The 17,703-nt window shown below is 68.5% G+C and carries 11 protein-coding genes; 4 read left to right on the top strand and 7 right to left on the bottom strand.

The window, feature by feature from the left end; translation table 11 throughout:
- Positions 1-13: 13 nt before the first annotated feature.
- Positions 14-2,104, top strand: coding sequence for an ATP-binding protein (locus Q8R27_RS07235; protein ID WP_305698380.1), 2,091 nt, complete (start codon positions 14-16; stop codon positions 2,102-2,104).
- Positions 2,105-2,359: 255 nt separating this feature from the next.
- Complete coding sequence (locus Q8R27_RS07230) at positions 2,360-4,492, top strand: ATP-binding protein (protein WP_305698379.1); 2,133 nt, start codon at positions 2,360-2,362, stop codon at positions 4,490-4,492.
- Position 4,493: 1 nt separating this feature from the next.
- Here the strand turns inward: Q8R27_RS07230 and Q8R27_RS07225 are convergent, their stop codons facing one another.
- The 4 genes from Q8R27_RS07225 to Q8R27_RS07210 form a co-directional block, all read right to left on the bottom strand.
- Entirely contained in the window at positions 4,494-5,834 is a 1,341-nt protein-coding gene (locus tag Q8R27_RS07225; protein ID WP_305698378.1) for an MFS transporter, read from the bottom strand.
- Positions 5,835-5,968: 134 nt separating this feature from the next.
- The gene (locus tag Q8R27_RS07220) at positions 5,969-6,883 is read right to left on the bottom strand and encodes an aldo/keto reductase (RefSeq protein ID WP_305698377.1); all 915 of its coding nucleotides are present in this window, start codon (positions 6,881-6,883) and stop codon (positions 5,969-5,971) included.
- Positions 6,884-6,930: 47 nt separating this feature from the next.
- Positions 6,931-10,413 (bottom strand): pyruvate carboxylase, encoded by a 3,483-nt coding sequence (pyc, locus tag Q8R27_RS07215; protein WP_305698376.1) that lies wholly within the window; start codon positions 10,411-10,413, stop codon positions 6,931-6,933.
- A 180-nt stretch (positions 10,414-10,593) separates the two neighbouring features.
- Positions 10,594-12,993 carry an HAD family hydrolase gene (locus tag Q8R27_RS07210; protein WP_305698375.1) on the bottom strand — a complete coding sequence of 800 codons (2,400 nt, stop codon included), beginning with the start codon at positions 12,991-12,993 and terminating at the stop codon, positions 10,594-10,596.
- A gap of 135 nt (positions 12,994-13,128) precedes the next feature.
- Between Q8R27_RS07210 and Q8R27_RS07205 the strand changes: the two genes are divergently transcribed.
- Positions 13,129-15,036, top strand: a complete 1,908-nt coding sequence (locus Q8R27_RS07205) for a bifunctional 2-polyprenyl-6-hydroxyphenol methylase/3-demethylubiquinol 3-O-methyltransferase UbiG (RefSeq protein ID WP_305698374.1) — start codon at positions 13,129-13,131, stop codon at positions 15,034-15,036.
- Here Q8R27_RS07205 and Q8R27_RS07200 read toward each other — a convergent pair.
- On the bottom strand, positions 15,033-15,794 hold the full coding sequence (locus Q8R27_RS07200; protein ID WP_305698373.1) for an FkbM family methyltransferase: 762 nt from the start codon (positions 15,792-15,794) through the stop codon (positions 15,033-15,035). The two genes, Q8R27_RS07205 and Q8R27_RS07200, sit on opposite strands and share 4 nt — an antisense overlap.
- Positions 15,795-15,796: 2 nt before the next feature.
- On the bottom strand, positions 15,797-16,501 hold the full coding sequence (locus Q8R27_RS07195) for a hypothetical protein (protein ID WP_305698372.1): 705 nt from the start codon (positions 16,499-16,501) through the stop codon (positions 15,797-15,799).
- Between the two features lie 91 nt (positions 16,502-16,592).
- On the opposite strand from Q8R27_RS07195, the gene Q8R27_RS07190 reads away from it, so the two are divergent.
- Positions 16,593-16,781, top strand: a complete 189-nt coding sequence (locus Q8R27_RS07190; protein ID WP_305698371.1) for a TetR/AcrR family transcriptional regulator C-terminal domain-containing protein — start codon at positions 16,593-16,595, stop codon at positions 16,779-16,781.
- On the opposite strand, the gene Q8R27_RS07185 is transcribed toward Q8R27_RS07190, so the two are convergent.
- The coding region (locus tag Q8R27_RS07185; RefSeq protein WP_305698370.1) for a tannase/feruloyl esterase family alpha/beta hydrolase at positions 16,768-17,703 on the bottom strand (936 nt) is incomplete at its 5' end. The two genes, Q8R27_RS07190 and Q8R27_RS07185, sit on opposite strands and share 14 nt — an antisense overlap.

The raw sequence follows: 17,703 nt of genomic DNA, 5'->3' as shown, positions 1-17,703 counted from the left end.
GAGCCGTCGCGATGTGCGACGGCTGCTCGGCCTGGGCGCGATTGTCGTGATCATCGTGCTGTTGGGGAGCGCCGCCATGCTGGCGCTCGCCTCCACGGCCGTGGACCGTCTGCAGTCCCAGGAAGAACGCTTCCTCGTCCAGCGCACGCTCGAGCGCCTGGAAGAGCGGCTGGCGAGGGACATCACCACGGCGAGCGTCTGGGACCAGGCCTACGCCAAGCTCTCGCCGGGCGGCGATCTGGAGTGGGCGGACGCCGAGATCGGCACCTACTTCGCCAACAACCGCGGTCATGACCGCACCATGGTGTTCGACAGCGCCGACCGACCCTTCTACGCTTTTGAACAAGGCCGGCGCACGGCGCCCGCGGCGATGCGCCAGTTCGAGCTCGACGTACGGCCGATGCTCACCGGCATGCGTGCGGTCGAGCGGAGGAGCCGCCACCCCAGCCAGGACCGCAGGCCCACCGACCCGGGCCTCGCCACCACCACGCGGGGCGTCCTGAAGTCCGGCGGACACTACTACCTCGTCGCCGCATCCACCGTGACGCCTGAAGTCTGGAGCGCGCCGCGCCGCCCAGGCCCCGCCGTCATCGTGGTCTCGGCCCAACGCATGGACGGCCAGTTCCTGTCAGCGCTGAAGCAGGAACTACGCGTCCAGGAAGCCTCAATCCAGCCGCAGGCGCAGGCCGGCAAGGACATGCTGCCGATCGTCGACATCAACGGCCATGCCGTCGGCAGCATCACCTGGCAGGCGCATCGACCGGGCCTCGAGGTGCTGCGCTCCGCGGCGCCGGTGATCGTCATGGGCTTCCTGGCGCTGCTGGCCGCCGCTACGGCGCTGGCGTTCCGAGTTCGCTCCATCGTCATGCGCCTCGACGCAAACGAAGCCAGCCTCTCGCAGGCGATCGCCGATTTGGTGCGCGCCCGCGACGCGGCCCAGGACGCCAACCGCGCCAAGAGCGAATTCCTCGCCAACATGAGCCACGAGATCCGCACGCCGCTGAACGGCGTCTTGGGAATGGTCCAGGTGCTGGAGCGCAGCGACCTGGGTTCGCCGCACGCCGAGCGGCTGAAGATCGTGCGCGATTCCGGCGAGACGCTGCTGGCCGTGCTCAACGACATCCTCGACCTGTCGAAGATCGAGGCCGGCCGCATGGAGCTGGAAACCGGCGATTTCGACCTCGAGGAGACGATCAACGCCGTCTGTCGGCCGTTCGCAGGCCTCGCCGCCCGCAAGGACGTCGCGTTCGACATCGCGATCGAGCCTTCGGCGCTGGGGATCTGGCGTGGCGACGCGGTGCGCATTCGCCAGGTCGTCGGCAATCTCGCCTCCAACGCCGTCAAGTTCACCGACCATGGCTGTGTCCGCGTGGAAGTCGCCTGCGCGCCCGGCGGCCTGCAATTGACCATCAGCGACACCGGCCTCGGCATAACTAAGGACTCCATGCCGCGGTTGTTCAGCAAGTTCGTCCAGGCCGACGCCTCGGTGACGCGCCGTTTCGGCGGCACCGGCCTGGGCCTCTCGATCTGTCGCGAGCTCGTGGAGATGATGGGCGGGGCGCTGGCGGTGAGCAGCACGGAGGGCGTCGGCTCGACCTTCACCCTTACCCTGCCGCTTGTCCGCGGATCGGCGGCTGTGGCTTCGGCGGCGCGCAAGGATGGACCCGCCGAGCCGGAACACCTCGCAGTGCGGATCCTCGCGGCCGACGACAACACCACCAATCAGATGCTCCTCCAGGCTCTGCTGGAGCCATTGGGCGTCAAATTGACGCTCGCCGCCGACGGGCGTGAAGCCGTCGCCGCGTTCAAAGCAGGCGCCTTCGATGTGGTGCTGATGGACATCCAGATGCCGGAGATGGACGGCGTGGAGGCCGCCCAGGCGATGCGGGCGATCGAAGCGGCGCGCGCTGGTCCACAGACACCGATCCTGGCGCTCTCGGCCAACGCCATGACCCATCAGATCGAGGGCTACCTCGCTGCAGGGATGAACGGCTTCGTCGCCAAGCCGATCAACGCCGCTCTCCTGCTGTCCGCGATACAGGACGCGATCAACGCGGACGACGCGGTGACGACTGAGCCAAATTCCAGCCAACACGTCGCCTGAACCTGTCGGCACGCGCCACGCGTTTTCGCGGGGCTTGACCGCCTCGCCGATCGCGGCGGCGCAGCGCTCGCGGCTGGACGCGCACAACCTGACCGCGGTGCTGCGACACCTTGAGCTGGGTCTCGCGCACGGTCTGATAACCTTGACGCGCTTAAGCTCGCCGCAGCCGGACCCCATGCCGGCCGCGGGGACAGTTCAGATGAGTTGCTTTGGATCAGATCCGCGCGCGAGCCATCGCGGCGACGGGCAGGATTGATGCCGAGCCTGCACTTGGGCGCCGAGCGGCGCGGATACGGAACGATCTCCGGCGAAGGGACGACCAATCGGGTGTTCGCCCTGGCGCTGGGCGCAGGGTTGCTGACCGTCGCCCTGCTCTTCGCCGCGCTGTTCTTCTGGTCGGCGCGGGTGGACGTGATCAGCGAGGGTCGGGAAATCCGGCTGGTCGAGAACGGCGTCCGCTCGCAGATCCGCGAGATCGAAGACTCCCTGACATCCGTCACCCAGTGGGACGAGGCCGTCGCGCATATCGACGGCGCTTTCGACCATGAATGGGTGTCGACCAATATCGGCGCCTTCATCGATCAGTCGGTGAAGATGCAGAACGCCGTGGTTTTCGCCGGTTCAGGAGATCCCCTCTACGCGATGTCCGGCGGACGCGAGGTCCCGACCCGATCGCTCACGGCGTTGACCAGCGCCGCCATCCCGCTGGTGCGGGCTTTGCGCGAGCAGGAAGCGGCGCGCGGCGCGCTGAAGCCCGACCCGACCGGAACAAAGGTCATCTCGACGCCGATCCGCGCCAGCACGCCGCAGATCATCGGGGGCGCGCCCTATCTGGTCACCGCGACGCTGATCCAGCCGGACTTCGGGACCGTGCTGCCCCGAGGCGCCCGAGCGCCGGTGCTGGTGACCGCGGTGCGGTTCGACGCCCCATTCGCCAAGCTGTCGGCCCACTATCTGTTGGAACAGCCGCAGCTGATCGTCGGCGCGACCGCGCTTGGCCCCGACCTCGCCCATGCCGCGCTTCGCACGCCCTCTGGCGCGACCGTCGCCACTATAGTCTGGACGCCGCAGCGCCCCGGGCGCCAACTGCTGTCGGCAGCGCTGCCGATGGTCACCGCGGCGACCGCCGTCCTGGGCCTTGGACTGTTGCTGGCCATGGGCGCCCTTCGCATGAACCTGCGTTCGCTGCGTCACGCGATGGTCGATCTGGTCCAGGCGCGCAACGCGGCCCAGGCCGCCAACCACGCAAAATCCCAGTTCCTGGCCAACATGAGCCACGAGATCCGTACGCCGCTGAACGGCATCCTCGGCATGGCCCAGGTGCTGCAGCGCGGCGACCTCGCCGCTGAGGAACAGGACCGTGTCGCGGTGATCCGCCAATCGGGCGAAGCGCTGCTGGCGATCCTCGACGATGTGCTCGACCTCTCCAAGATCGAGACCGGGAAACTGGAGCTCGAGGTGGCGCCGTTCAATCTTGCCGACATGGCGCGCGGCGCGTGCGCGGCCTTCGCCGCGCTCGCCGAAGCCAAGGGCCTGGCTTTCGAGGTGGAGACCGCTGACAGCGCCCGCGGCGTGTGGCGCGGCGACTGCTCGCGGCTGCGGCAGATCTTCTACAACTTGGCGTCCAACGCAGTGAAGTTCACCGAGCGTGGGCGGGTCGGCGTGACCATCGAGGCGCGCGAAGCGGACGGCGCACACCGCCTCATCCTGTGCGTCACCGACACTGGTCCGGGGATCTCGGCCGATCTGCAGTCCGGGCTGTTCGCCAAGTTCGTTCAGGCCGACGACGCCCACACTCGGCGCTTTGGCGGCGCAGGCCTGGGCCTGGCGATCGCCCAGGACCTCGCCAGGCTGATGGGCGGCGAGATTACCCTCTCCAGCGTCGTCGGTGAGGGCTCCAGGTTCACGTTGGAACTACCACTGGAATGGATTGGTCCTGAGCCGCAGGTTGACGACACCCAGACGCCGGCCGCCACGCCGGTCGGGTCGCTGCGCATTCTCGCGGCCGAGGATAATCCGACAAATCAACTGGTGCTGAAGACTGTGCTGCAGTCGCTGGGCCTCACCGCGGTGATCGTCGAGAACGGCCGCGAGGCGGTCGAGGCGTGGGATACGGGGTCTTTCGATCTGATCCTGATGGACATCCAGATGCCGGAGATGGACGGCATCTCCGCCACCCGGCGTATCCGCGAACTGGAAGCCGAACGTGGCGGCCACACGCCCATCCTCGCCCTGACCGCCAACGCCATGAAGCACCAGGTGGCCGAGTATATCGCCGCCGGCCTCGACGCCTTTCTTGCCAAACCGCTGGACATCAAGAAGCTCTGTGCGGCGCTGGATGAGCTGGAGCGGCCCGATGACGCCGAGCCGCAGGCGCTGATCGCCTAGCTCAATCTTCGAGGATGAGGCTGTGGCGGCGGGTGTCGCGCATCAGCACGGCGACCACCAGGCCAGCGGCCAGCAGGCCGGCGATGATCCAGAACATCACCGGTTCGTGCCCGGCCTTTTTCAGCGACAGCGCCGTCGTGCCGACGTTGCCGCCGAACAGCGCCTGAGCCAGCGCATAGGGCACCGCGACGCCTGAGGCGCGCAGATGCGCGGGGAACAGCTCCGCCTTGATGATCGCGCTGATCGCGGTGTAGCCGGTCAGCGCGACCAGCGGCGGCAGGCACAGCAGGAACGCCTGGCTCGCAGTGGTCGCCGCCATGATCGCCATGCTGATCGGATAGGTCATCAACGCCCCGAGCCCGAAGCTGGCGATCAGGATCAGCCTGCGGCCCACCTGGTCTGACAGCCAGCCGACCAGCGGCTGCATGGCCATGAAGCAGACCAGCAGGGCGGTGGTGATCAGGGCTGCGGCCTCCTTGCCGAAGCCGTCGCCTCCCGGCCCTGCCGCGCTGTTGACCAGGAAGTCCTTCATGTAGGTCGTGAAGAAGTAGAAGGCCGCGCCGCCGCCGGCGGTGAGCACGAAGATCATCGCCGTCTCTCGCGGATAGTGGGTGAACAGCATCATCGACTTGCCGCGGGACTCATGTTCACCGGCCGTGGCGAAAGCCGGGGTCTCGTGCATGCGCATGCGGATCCAGAACACCACCACGGCGAACATCGCGCCGATGACGAACGGGATGCGCCAGCCCCAGGCCTGGAGCTGCGCCTCGGTGAGCAGTTGCTGCAGGATCACCAGGAGCAGCACGGCGGCGAGCTGGCCTGCGATCAGCGTCACATAGAGGAAGCCCGACCAGAACCCGCGATGCTTGCGACTGGACATCTCGCTGACGTAGGTGGCCGAGGCGCCGTACTCGCCGCCGACCGACAGGCCCTGGGCGATCCGCGCGATGGTCAGCAGCACCGGCGCGAGCAGGCCGATCTGGCCGCCGGTTGGGATCAGCGCAATCATCAGCGAGCCCGCGCACATCAGCGACACCGACAAGGTCAGCGCCGCCTTGCGCCCCGCCTTGTCGGCGTAGACACCCATCAGATAGGCGCCCAGCGGCCGCGCCACGAAGCCGAGGGCGAACGGCAGATAGGTCTTCAGCAGCCGGGTGGTCTGGTCGTCGTCCGGGAAGATCGCCGACGAGAAGTAGATGGCGAAGGAGACATAGGCGAACCAGTCGAACCACTCGACGAAGTTGCCTGCCGATCCACCCAGGATGTTGCGCAGACGCTGCATGGGCGTCAGCCCCACGGCGCCGACCGGAGACAGATCGGACGTGGCGCCGGTCTCAGCCATCGTGGTTCCCCAATACCCGCCGCCCAGGCGTCATCCGCTTCTACGATGCGGGCGGCGTAGCGTCATCGCGATTCCGCCGCGCGCGTGGTGGTGAACTCAGCCTACGATCCTTGGGCGGGAAGCTAACGCCCTTCCTAGGACGGCCGCGACGCCGTGGCGTCCAGCCGTCGCTTGGCTTCGGCGACGACGTCGGCGGGCAGCGGCCCCTTGCGCGCGGCCTCGACGTTGCTGCGCAGGTGTTCAAGGCTCTTGGTGCCGATGATCGTGGTGTCGAGATCGGGCGAGGCGAGCGCGAAGCGGGTCATGAACTCGATGCGGCCCATGCCATCCATCAGGTCGTCGAGCTTGGCCTGTTCCCAGCGACCGGTCATCTCGTCGCGGCTCAGCATGTAGTAGCGCTTATCCCAGTTATCGGGTGCGCCACGGGCCACGGCGCCGCGGATGATGATGCCCGCTCCGGCCGCAGAGGCCTTGGCGATGATCGCCTCATGCTCGCGCTGCAATGCGGAATACGGGATCTGGAAGACGTCGAACACACCCGCATCAACCTGCTCGGCGAGCTCCGGCAGCGTGCCCGAGACGCCGATGTAGCGGACCTTGCCCTCCTGCTTCAGCTTCAGCAGTTCCTCTAGCGCTCCGTCCTCCTCCCAACCCTTGCGGGTCAGGCTGCGGTGGAACTGCGCCACGTCCAGGTGGTCGGTCTTCATGGTGCGCAGGCTGTGCTCGACGCCGGCGCGGATGTTTTCCTGGGTATGGACGTGGGGTCCGCCCATGCCAGCGCCCGGCGTGCAGCCGCACTTGGTGGCCAGCACGAACTCGTCGCGGCGCCCGGAGATCGCCTTGCCGATCCGCTCTTCGCTGACGCCGTAGCAGACCGCCGTGTCGATGAAGTTGATGCCCGCGTCGAGCACCGCGTTCAGGACCGCGCCCGCCTCGTCGTCGGTGATCTCGTTGGCGGCGGGCGGCCCGCCCAGGTCCATGGCGCCGAAGCCCAGCACGGTGACCGAAAGGCCGGTCCGGCCCAGCTGACGTCGTTCGAGATCGCTCATAGGCAGCTCCTGATTGGCGGCGCGGACCCTATGGGCTCGGAGCCGGTCTAGTCCAACGTCTCGAGGACCGGCTCGTCGACGACGACCAGTTCGATCAGCAGGTCCTTGGCGTCGATCGCGGCGCCCGGGGTCACGTGCAGCTTGGCGACCATGCCGGAGACCTGGGCGTAGAGCTGGGTCTCCATCTTCATCGCCTCGATCGACAGCAGCGGATCGCCGCGCGCCACCGTCTGACCCTCCTGCACGCTGATCGAGGAGACCACGCCCGGCATCGGGGCCGCCACATGGCCCTCGTCCTCGTCGTCGGCCTTGGGCCGCACGGCGGTCTTGCCGGTGACGGACCGGTCGGGAACCTTGACCACCCGCGGCTGGCCGTTGAGCTCGAAGAACACCGAGACCAGCCCGTCGTCGTCGTCCGCCTCGCCGATCGCGCGCAGGGTGACCACCAGCCGCTTGCCGCGTTCCAGTTCGACGGCGATCTCCTCGCCAACGCTCATGCCGTAGAAGAAGGTCGGCGTCGGCAGCCGCGACACCGGCCCATAGGCGCGGTCGCTGGCGCAAAAGTCCTCGAACACCTTCGGATACATCAGCGACGAGGCCAGGCCCTTGTCGTCGATCTGACGGCCGACGCGGGCGCTGACGGCCGTACGCACCGCCTCCAGGTCGGCATGCGGGATCAGCGAGCCGGGGCGCGCGGTATAGGCCTCGGCGCCCTTCAACGCCTTCTTCTGCAGATCGGCGGGCCAGCCGCCAGGCGGTTGCCCCAGGTCGCCGCGCAGCATCTCCACCACCGACTGCGGGAAGGCCACGTCGCGCGCGGGGTCCAGCACGTCGCTGGGCGTCAGCCCCTGCGAGACCATCATCAGCGCCATGTCGCCGACGACCTTCGAAGACGGCGTCACCTTGACGATGTCGCCGAACATGTCGTTGGCCGCACGGTAGGCGCGGGCCACGTCATGCCAGCGGGAGTCCAGGCCGAGGCCGCGGGCCTGTTCGCGCAGGTTGGTGAACTGGCCGCCCGGCAGTTCGTGCAGATAGACCTCCGAGGCGCCGGACTTCAGATCGCTCTCGAACGCCGCGTACTGGCCGCGCACCGCCTCCCAGTAAAAGCTGATCGAACGGATCGCCTCGGGATCGAGGCCGGTGTCGCGGGGCGTGCCGCGCAGCGCCTCGACGATCGAGCCCAGGCAGGGCTGCGAGGTGGTGCCGGACATCGCGTCCATCGCCGCGTCGAAGGCGTCGACGCCGGAGTCGACCGCGGCCAGGATCGTCGCCCCGGCTATGCCGGAGGTGTCGTGGGTGTGCAGGTGGATCGGCAGGCCGACCTGCTGCTTCAGCTCGGTGATCAGCACCTTGGCCGCCGCGGGCTTCAGCAACCCGGCCATGTCCTTGATCGCCAGCACGTGGCAGCCGGCGGCCTCCAGCTCCTTGGCCACGCCCACGTAGTAGGCCAGCGAGTACTTGGGCCGCGAGGGATCGAGGATGTCGCCGGTGTAGCAGATCGCACCCTCGGCGATCTTGCCGGCCTCGGCCACCGCATCGATGGCGACGCGCATGTTCTCGACCCAGTTGAAGCAGTCGAACACCCGGAACAGGTCGACGCCGGCGTCCGCCGCCTGGCGGATGAAGAAGCGCACCACGTTGTCGGGATAGTTGGCGTAGCCGACGCCGTTGGCGCCGCGCAGCAGCATCTGCATCAGGGCATGCGGCGTGCGTTCGCGCAGCATCGCCAGCCGCTCCCACGGGTCCTCCAGCAGGAAGCGCATGGCGACGTCGAAGGTCGCCCCGCCCCAGCACTCCAGCGACATCAGCTCCGGCAGGCCGTCGGCGTAGGCGCGCGCGGCGCGGGCGATGTCGATGGTGCGGAACCGGGTGGCCAGCAGCGACTGGTGGGCGTCGCGCATGGTGGTGTCGGTGACCAGCGGCCGGTCGTGGGCCAACATCCAGTCGGCGAAACCCTTGGGCCCGAGACGTTCCAGGCGCTTGCGCGCGCTGTCGGCCGACGCAGCCGGCGCGAACACCGGCGCCACGGGCTTGCGGGCCTGGGGCGAGGGCCTGGGACGGTTGCGGACCTCGGGCTGGCCGTTGACGCTGACGTCGGCGACATAGCGCAGCAGCTTGGTCGCCCGGTCGCGCCGGGCGCTGCGGCGGAACAGCTCCGGCGTCTCGTCGATGAAGCGGGTGGTGTAGGCGTTCGACTGGAACTTCGGATGCGCCAGCACGGCCTCGACGAAGGCGAGGTTCGTCGCCACCCCGCGGATCCGGTACTCGCGCAGCGCCCGGTCCATCCGCGCAATCACCTCGGCCGGCGTCGGCGCCCAGGCGGTGACCTTCTCCAGCAGCGGATCGTAGAAGCGGGTGACCACGGCGCCCGAATAGGCGGTGCCGCCATCGACGCGGATGCCGAAGCCGAACGCGCCGCGATAGGCGCTGATCCGGCCGTAGTCGGGGATGAAGTTGTTCTCGGGGTCCTCGGTCGTGATCCGGCACTGGAGCGCGTGGCCGCTGAGCCGCAGCTCGGCCTGCGGCGGCACCCCGGTCTCCTCGGCGACGCCCAGGCGTCCACCTTCAGTGATGCGGATCTGCGCCTTGACGATGTCGATGCCGGTGACCGTCTCGGTGACGGTGTGCTCCACCTGGATGCGCGGATTGACCTCGATGAAATAGAACGCGCCGGTGTCCACATCCATGAGGAACTCGACGGTGCCCGCGCCCACGTAGTTGGCGGCGCGACCGATCTTCAGGGCCGCCTCGCAAAGCTCCGCACGCTGCGCCTCGTCCAGATAGGGGGCCGGCGCGCGCTCGATGATCTTCTGGTGGCGGCGCTGGATCGAGCAGTCCCGCTCGAACAGGTGGAACAGGTTGCCGTGGTTGTCGCCCAGCAACTGCACCTCGACGTGCCGCGCCCGCTGGACCAGCTTCTCCAGATAGACCTCGTCCTTGCCGAACGCCGCCTTGGCCTCGCGCCGGGCCGAGGCCACGGCGTCCAGCAACTGGCCCTCGGACTCGATCGGGCGCATGCCGCGCCCGCCGCCGCCCCACGAGGCCTTCAGCATCACCGGATAGCCGACGGCCTGGGCCATCCGCTTGATCTCCGACGGGTCGTTCGGCAGCGGTGTGGTCGCTGGCATCACCGGCGCGCCGGCGGAGATCGCCAGGTTGCGCGCCGCCACCTTGTCGCCAAGGGCGCGCATGGTGGTGGGGCTGGGACCGATGAAGGCTATGCCAGCAGCGGCGCAGGCCTCGGCGAATTCGGGGCTCTCCGACAGGAAACCGTAACCGGGATGGATCGCGTCGGCCTTGGCCTCGAGCGCGACGCGGATCACCTCGTCTATCGACAGATAGGCCTCGATCGGCCCCATCCCGGCGCCGATCAGATAGGCCTCGTCAGCCTTGAACCGATGCAGCGACAGCTTGTCCTGCTCGGCATAGATCGCGATCGTGGCGATCCCCATTTCCGCGGCGGCGCGGAACACGCGGATGGCGATTTCCGACCGGTTGGCGACGAGCAGGCGTTTGATGGCGCGCAAGTGATGATCTTCGGCTTGAGGTCAAGACGCTGGAATCCTTGAACCGGCCCTTCGCCCGCCCCCGGAACGTCCCGCCTGCCGCCAGGGCAGGCACGGCTGCGTTCTATACGAGAGGCGGGCAGGCGCGCGCCCAAAAAATGCAGGCCTGCATGCAATCTCGCAGCTTTGCCGTCGGCCGGTTCAGGCCGCGACGACCTGACCGGCTGAGGGCGCCCGTTCAGCGATCGGGCGGAAGATCACGTTCAGAACCATCGGCCGGTCGTCGTTGCGGGCTGGCGGCGGGACCATCATGAAGGCGTTCTCGTCGTCGCAGCGGAACAGGCCCGGCGCGGCCTCGCTCATGCCTTCGTACAGGCGCTGGGCGGGAATGGGCGCCGCCAGGGCATGACCCACCTTGACTTCCAGGTCCTGCAGCGGCGCGAAGGACACGGCCTCGATCTGCACGAACTCATACAGCTTGCCGAACTGCAGTCCGATCGCGAAGCGGCAGTCGCCCACCGGCGCGGTGGCGCGGAAGTAGCCGTCGTGGGTGGCGTAGGCCTCGACCTGGGTCAGCTCCACCGAACCGCCGCCGGCGACCATGATCGGGATCATCGTCGGCTTGTGCAGGAAATCGGCGTAGCGGAGCTGAAGCCCGAACCGCCGCTGGGTGAGCAGCGCCAGGCTGAGCGGCAGGCCCTCGTCGCGGATCTCGGCCGGCAGGTACATCCGGTCGGCGTTCTTCAGGTAGTAGAGCCCGCTCTGGCGCAAGCCCTCGGCCCCGCGGTCGGCGTCGAACAGCTTCAACATGTCCTCGGTGCCGAGGTTCACGTCGTGCTCGAAGTCCTTGAGCACATCGATCTCGTCCTTGGTCGGCAGGAACATCAGACGGGCCATGGCGGCCGCAGCGGCCTGGCGGCTGGCGTCGGCGTCGTCGGAAGCCGGCGGTCGGACGAACGCCTGACCGTAGCTTCGCGCATAGTCGACGCAGGCCTCGCCGATCGCCTCGCGCACCGCGCTCTGGCGGCCCTTGACGCTGACCTTGGCCCGCACCGACTTGCCGTCGGCCGTGTAGTCGACGACCGAGCCTTGCGCCACGGTGCAGAGTTGCTCCAACACCGAGACGTTGGTGCTGAGGCCCGACAGCGTCGTGAAGTCGTAGTGGTCCGGACCGATGAAGCCGCGCTTGTCGTGGCGGGTACGCTCCTGGGCGCGCAACAGCAGATAGAGGCCGGCGACCTTGACCTTGAGCGCGGTCTCGAACAGCGGCGCGATCTGGTTTTGGGCGGTGCCGTTATAGCCCAGGTCGACCAGCGCCAGGGTGTCGCCGGCCCGCGCGCCGGTTTCCTTGGCGACGTACTTGATCAGCCGCGCGGCGAAGGCGGTCGATCGGGCGATGATCCGTTCGATCGACTTGGGCGCGAGCACGGCCTCGGCGAATGCGGCGGCCGATCCGTCGGCGTCGCGCACCAGGCGCTTCACCTCGTCGCGATCGAACAGGAGTTGGCGGGCGATGACGTCCTGGCGGGTGATGGTCAGCTCGCTCTCGACGAAGCGGCGGATCTTCTCCGCATCGGTCATCGCCGCCGCCGTGGCGGTGAACCGGCTGAGCTCCAGCGACGAGACGGGCGGACCGTCGGCGTCGGCGATCGCCTCGTAGACCCTGCGCGGCAGGTGGCCGTCGCGCATCAGGAACACCAGGCGCACCTGACCGTCCGTATGCTGACGAAGCGCCTTCGCCTCGTCCTTCACCCATCGGGCGAAGCCGTGGAGGATGGGGCCCAGGGTCGCGTAGCCGAAGCGTGGCGCCGGTGAGACGTCGGCGCCGACCATGGCGATCTGGGCGCGGTGCGGCTGGCGAATCGCCTGGGCGGCCATGCCGGCCGGCTCGATGATCGCGCTGACCGCAGCCTCCAGCCGCAGGCGCTGGGTGGTCGCCTCGTCGAACTGCTCCAGGTGGATCGCCTTGATACCCATGGCGATCGGCGCTTCGTAGTCGGGGACGCGGTTGTCGCCCAGGTGCAGAACGGCGCCGGCGGGAACGGCCAACTCGCGCAGGACATCACGGAACAGGCCCGTCGACTTTGTCACGCCGTACTCGCTGGAACAGAAGATCCGGTCGATCAGGCCCAGCACCTCGTCGCCGGCGGCCGAGCGGATCAGCGCTTCCAGGTGGTCGCGGCTGAGGTAGATGTCGCTGACCACCACCACCTTCATGCCGCGCGCTTTCGCCGCGCGCATCAGCGCCACGGTGGGGGCGAAGGCGAAGGTGTGCCGGGTCTCGGCCGCCAGCTCACGGGCGATCGCGTCTGCGCGCTCGGCAGGGTCGGCGTCTTCCAGCAACCCATCGTAGATCTCGGCGATGGTGATCTCGGAGCGTTCGTGGCGGACCATGGCGCGTTCGCGCGCCGCCTCCTCGCTCCACATGCGGTGGTAGACGCCCGCGGTGTCGGAGAACAGCTCGGCGAACACGTCGCGCGGCGCATGCGTGTTGCGCCAGATCAGGGTGTCGAAGCAGTCCAGCGACAGCACCTTCAGGCCGGCGGGCGCGCCGTCGAGGGCGCTGGCCAGGCGATCGGGGGTGATCGACCGTTCGGTCATGAGGGTGCGCCTTTCGAGCAGGGCGATGATCCTTGGCTCTGGTCCTAGGCGCTGGGCATTTGGTTTCCGTTAACGCTAAATTTCTCCACGCGCGCGAGGGTCCGACGGTCCGAAGCCCCCCTCGCGGAGCCGCGTATGAGCATCCAATTCGCCAAGGCCATCGTCGAGCGCGTCGGCGCCGGCTCAATGGTCCATGTCGGCGCATCCGAGGACGACGCCTTGGTCCGCGAACTGGCGCTGAACGGCTGCCGCGCGCGCCGCGCCGAGGACGCGGTGGGCGAGGCGTTCGACGTGGTCATCCTCGACCTCGCTGGCGTCAGCCCGATCGCGCCGATCCTGCGCGCCCTGTCGGGCTTCAAGAGCGCCGACACCCTGGTGCTGCGCTGCCTCGAGGTGAACCGCTGGGAGGGCGACCAGGTGCTGTTCGCGGCCGGCTGGCGCCGCCACCCCGCCGGCCTGCTGACCCACGAGTACGAGGGCCTGAACGACACGGCCTATGGAATCGTCAACTTCTACCAGCGGATCCCGGCGGCGGCCGCCGCGCGCTGGTCGGTGGAGGACCTGCAGAAAGACCGCGGCCTGCACATGGACATGCTGCGCGAGTCCGGCTCGCGCGCCGACGCCCATGTCGTGCGCTATTCGCTGGCGGCGGAGTACGTGCGGCCCGGCGACCGGGTGTTGGATTGCGCCTGCGGCCTGGGATACGGCACCGCCGTGCTGGCGGCTTTGTCGCGCGGCGCGGACTTCCTGGGCATGGACCTGGACCCGGAGACCGCCGAGTACGCGCAGGCCAACTACGGCGGGCCCGGCCTGCGCTACGCCGCCGGCGACGTGGCCGTTCTGGAGGGTGTGGCCGACAGCTCCATCGACCTGATCGTCTCGATGGAGACGCTCGAACACGTGCCCGACTGGGAGGCCGCGGTCGCCGCCTTTCGCCGGGTGCTGAAGCCTGACGGCCGCGTCGTCTGTTCGGTGCCCGACCGCTGGATGGACGAGACCGGCGAGGACCCCAATCCCCACCACCTGCACGTCTTCGATTGGGACAAGCTTGCACAGGGCCTCGGCCAGCACTTCATCCTGGAGTCCAAGTACGTGCAGTCGGCGCCGGGCGGCTTCAAGCTGCCGGAATCTCCGCGCCTGCTGCGCCAGTGGCCGATGGAAGCCAACGACGACACCGAGTGGCTGCTGGCGGTGGTCTCGGCCAACCCTTTCGCCGCGGACGAGGCGCAGATCGCCGACTTCCGGCATCCGCAGTTCGCCGCCGCCGACGGCGCGAGCCTGCCCACCGTGGTGGATTTCGCCGGCTCCTACGACAACCCATATCTCTACCGCACGCTGATTCAGATGGGCGAACGGCTGCGCGACGACGACAAGCTTTTCCGCCTGGCGCTGATGATCGCCGAGAACGCCCGCGCCGATTCCCCGGACCGCGGCGGCGCGATCACCGTGCTAGGCTATCGCGTACTCGAGGGTCGCAGCCTGGACGACGTGCCGAACGTCATCGGGCTGATCGAGAGTTACGAGGCGGCAGGCGACAACGGCGGCGACGCGCACACCGCGCGCTGGCGCATCTCCCACGCCTTCCTGGCCGGCAAGCTGATGGAGCTCACGGGCGACCATGCCGGCGCCATCGCCTGGTACCGCAAGGCCGCCGAGCTCGACTGGCGCGCGTTCTCGCCGCTGCTGGCCACGAAGACCGTGGCCGCCAGCTTCTTCGAAGGCCGACTGCACCTGACCGCTGGAGACGAAGGCGCGGCGCGCGCCTGTTTCGAGGCTGGCGTGCGCGAAGCCCTGGAGGCCGCCCGAGCCCCCACAACCGAGGTCATCGGCGACGCAGCCAGCCCCCTGCCCTTCGGGCTGCAGGAATTGGCCGAGGTGATCGACATGGGCTCGCAGTGCGCCAGCGCGCTGGCCAACCTGCCGCTGTGGCGCCGCAGCCCGGGCCTGTTCGCCCGCCAGATCGACACACGACGCTTCGGCCTCGCCAGTTGGGCCAAGGACCTGGAGCAGGAGAACCGCCGCCTCGCCGGCGTGGGATTCTAGGGGCGCCGGTACAGAAAGTTCAGCACATCGCCGGTGGGCGTGTCGCGGAACTCCGGATTCTGCTTCTTGTGGATGAAGGTCAGCCCCGCCGCGCCCAGCACCTCGTCGACGCCGGCGACCTGGGCCGCGTCGGTCTCGATCAGCTCGATGGACACCGACTTGACGCGCGCGTCGGCCAGCACGGAGCGGCCGCCGCGCACGATGTCGAGTTCGATGCCGTCGACATCGATCTTCACATGGTCGGGGACGGCGACGCCGAGGTCGCGGCAGAAACCATCGATGTCGTAGCCGATCATCCCCTGCCGAAAGGCGACCTCATAGGGGCGCCCGCGGAAATCCAGGTCGCTGCCGAAGCTGGACATGGAGTGGCCGAAGCTGACGTCGGCGAGGTTGATGGTGCTGGCCGCCGGCGCTTGCGCGAAGGCCAGGCAATAGGCGGTGATCTGGTCCTGCAGGCCGTTGAGCATGATGTTGGCGCACAGGTGGAAGTAGTTGGCGAAATGCGGCTCGAAGGCCAGGACCCGTAATCCCCGCTTGGCCGCGTACAGCGAATAGACGCCGACGTTGGCGCCGATGTCCCACAGCGTCTCGCCGGGCTCAAAGCCGTCGATCCACTCGATAGTCTCCGGCTCCTTGGTGAGCAGGGTGTCGTAGCGCCAGCCGCTGCCCTGGCGGGCGAAGAAGATTGGGCCCGCCGGGGTCGAGGTGACGCCCACATCGCCCAGGCCCAGGGCGCTCGCCACGTCGACGTCGATCATGGCTACATCGCCGAGCTATACTGAAGGCCGCGGTGGTAGACGGTCAGCGCCAGCGAGTTGCGGATCGCCTCGTCGGGCCCGAGCTCCTTGACGCTGTGCCAGCTCTCGTCGGTGCGCACGAATCCGTAGGCCGAATTGGGCTTGAACGGATTGGTCTTCAGCTCCTGGAAGCCGTCCGGCGTACGCTCGTGGAACGTGGTGCCCAGGTGGACCTGACTATCGTCGGCCGGCAGGTAGAACTGCAGAGTCGCGATCTTGGTCGCCGCGTCCGGATGCACGCCGATGCGGTAGCCCGGCAGGTCGCGGTAGAGCAGCGGCACCGCGGTCATCGCAGGGCGGTCGGCGCCGTATTGCGTCTCCAGGGTGACGCGGAACTTGGCGGCCAGCGCGTTCAGCAGCGTCTGGGAGGTCAGCGCCTGGGTCAGGCCTCGCCAGAACTCGCGGTCGGCCGCATCCAGCCGCTCCAACGACTGTTCGGTGAAGTCCAGCAGCTTGCGGGTGACGCGGCCATCCGGCGCGACGGCGTCGGGGTGGCGAATGTCGTCCAGCGCCTCGTCGGCCGGCAGGCGGGCGAGGATTTCCTGGAACACTTCAGGGGCGAAGGCGTCCTCGATGTAGAAGTTCTCGCTCGGGCGGGACTCGATCGTGGCCGCGCCGATCGCCTCGGCCAGGCGCTTAGCGACGCAGAGAGCGTGGTCTTCCGTCAACTGAGCCTCCTCGCACAGCCGTAAGCGGCGAGCATGCGAGTTTATGGTTAACGAGACCCTAGTCGGCGGCCACCGGCCCCCTTGCGATCCGATGGTCGCCGCACAGCAGTTGATCGGCCTTTGCCAGAGCCGGCTGTGGAAGGCCCGGATGTGCAACGCCGTCCCCGAGCCCGACGACACGGAGATCCGCCTCGAGGTGGACCAGTCAGTTGAGACCTTCCTGGCCGCTTTCGGCCCGCAACCCGGCGATCATCGGCGCGAGCCGACTAGCCGCACGTGAAGCTCGCCGCGCTGTTGGGGTCGCCGCCCTTGTAGCGCGGCAGGGTCGGGTGCTGGCACATCGGGCGCGAGCGGCGTGGCGTAGCGCCCTCCGGATCGCTGGCGACGAGCTGAGAAGGCGCCTCGCCCTTCTCGACCCAGGCCTCCAGCGCCGACAACGCATCGAACCGCCCCGGACCCGCGCCGCCGCCGCAGTGGGAGACGCCCACGGCGGTGAACAGCCGCGTGCGATCCGTCACCTCGATCTTGCTGGCGCCCGCCTTGAGTTGCACGTCGGTCACCCTGCGCATCGCCTCGAAGTAGTCGTAGGTCGAACGCGCCGGAATCAGCTGGTCGTAGGTCCCGGTCCACATCAGCAGCTTGCCGCCGCGGCGCATGAACGGCGAGATGTCCGGGTTCTCGCTGTAGATCAGCACGTTCGAGAGAGCGTTCCGCTCGCCGGCGTAGTTGGCCACCGGATCGTTCTTGGAGAGGTCAAGGTCGGCGTCGCGCTCCAGGCCGGCCGCCTGGTGGTGCATGCCCCAGACATACTGGATGTCGCGCGTCGGCGTGACGAAGAAGCCGTAGGAACTCAGCTCCGACCCTTTGGGCAGCCCGAAGGTCACCAAGGTCCCGTCCGCCGCATGGTGGTCCTGATAGACCGCCCGCACGCCCGCCACCTGGGCGGGGGTCAGGCAGGCGTCGCCGGACCGGCCGGGCTTGCAGGCCAGCACCTTGGGGTCCCAGGCGCACTTCAGCGGTTCGGTGACCAGGCCGTCCTTCAGCCCGTCGTTCGCATCGCACGCCGCCAGCACCGAGTCGTTGATCAACGAGATCTGCGCCTTCGAGGGCTTCGAAGCGGGATCGGCGAAGGCGCGGCCGGCCATGGTCATGCTGGCCAGGGGCCGGTTGGCGAAGGCCGGCGCCCCGGCGATGACGCCCTC

The organism is Phenylobacterium sp. (assembly GCF_030697305.1).
In the GTDB taxonomy this organism is placed as follows: domain Bacteria; phylum Pseudomonadota; class Alphaproteobacteria; order Caulobacterales; family Caulobacteraceae; genus Phenylobacterium.
Note: the sequence above shows the minus strand (reverse complement) of the source record. Positions and strands in the feature narration are given on the sequence as shown.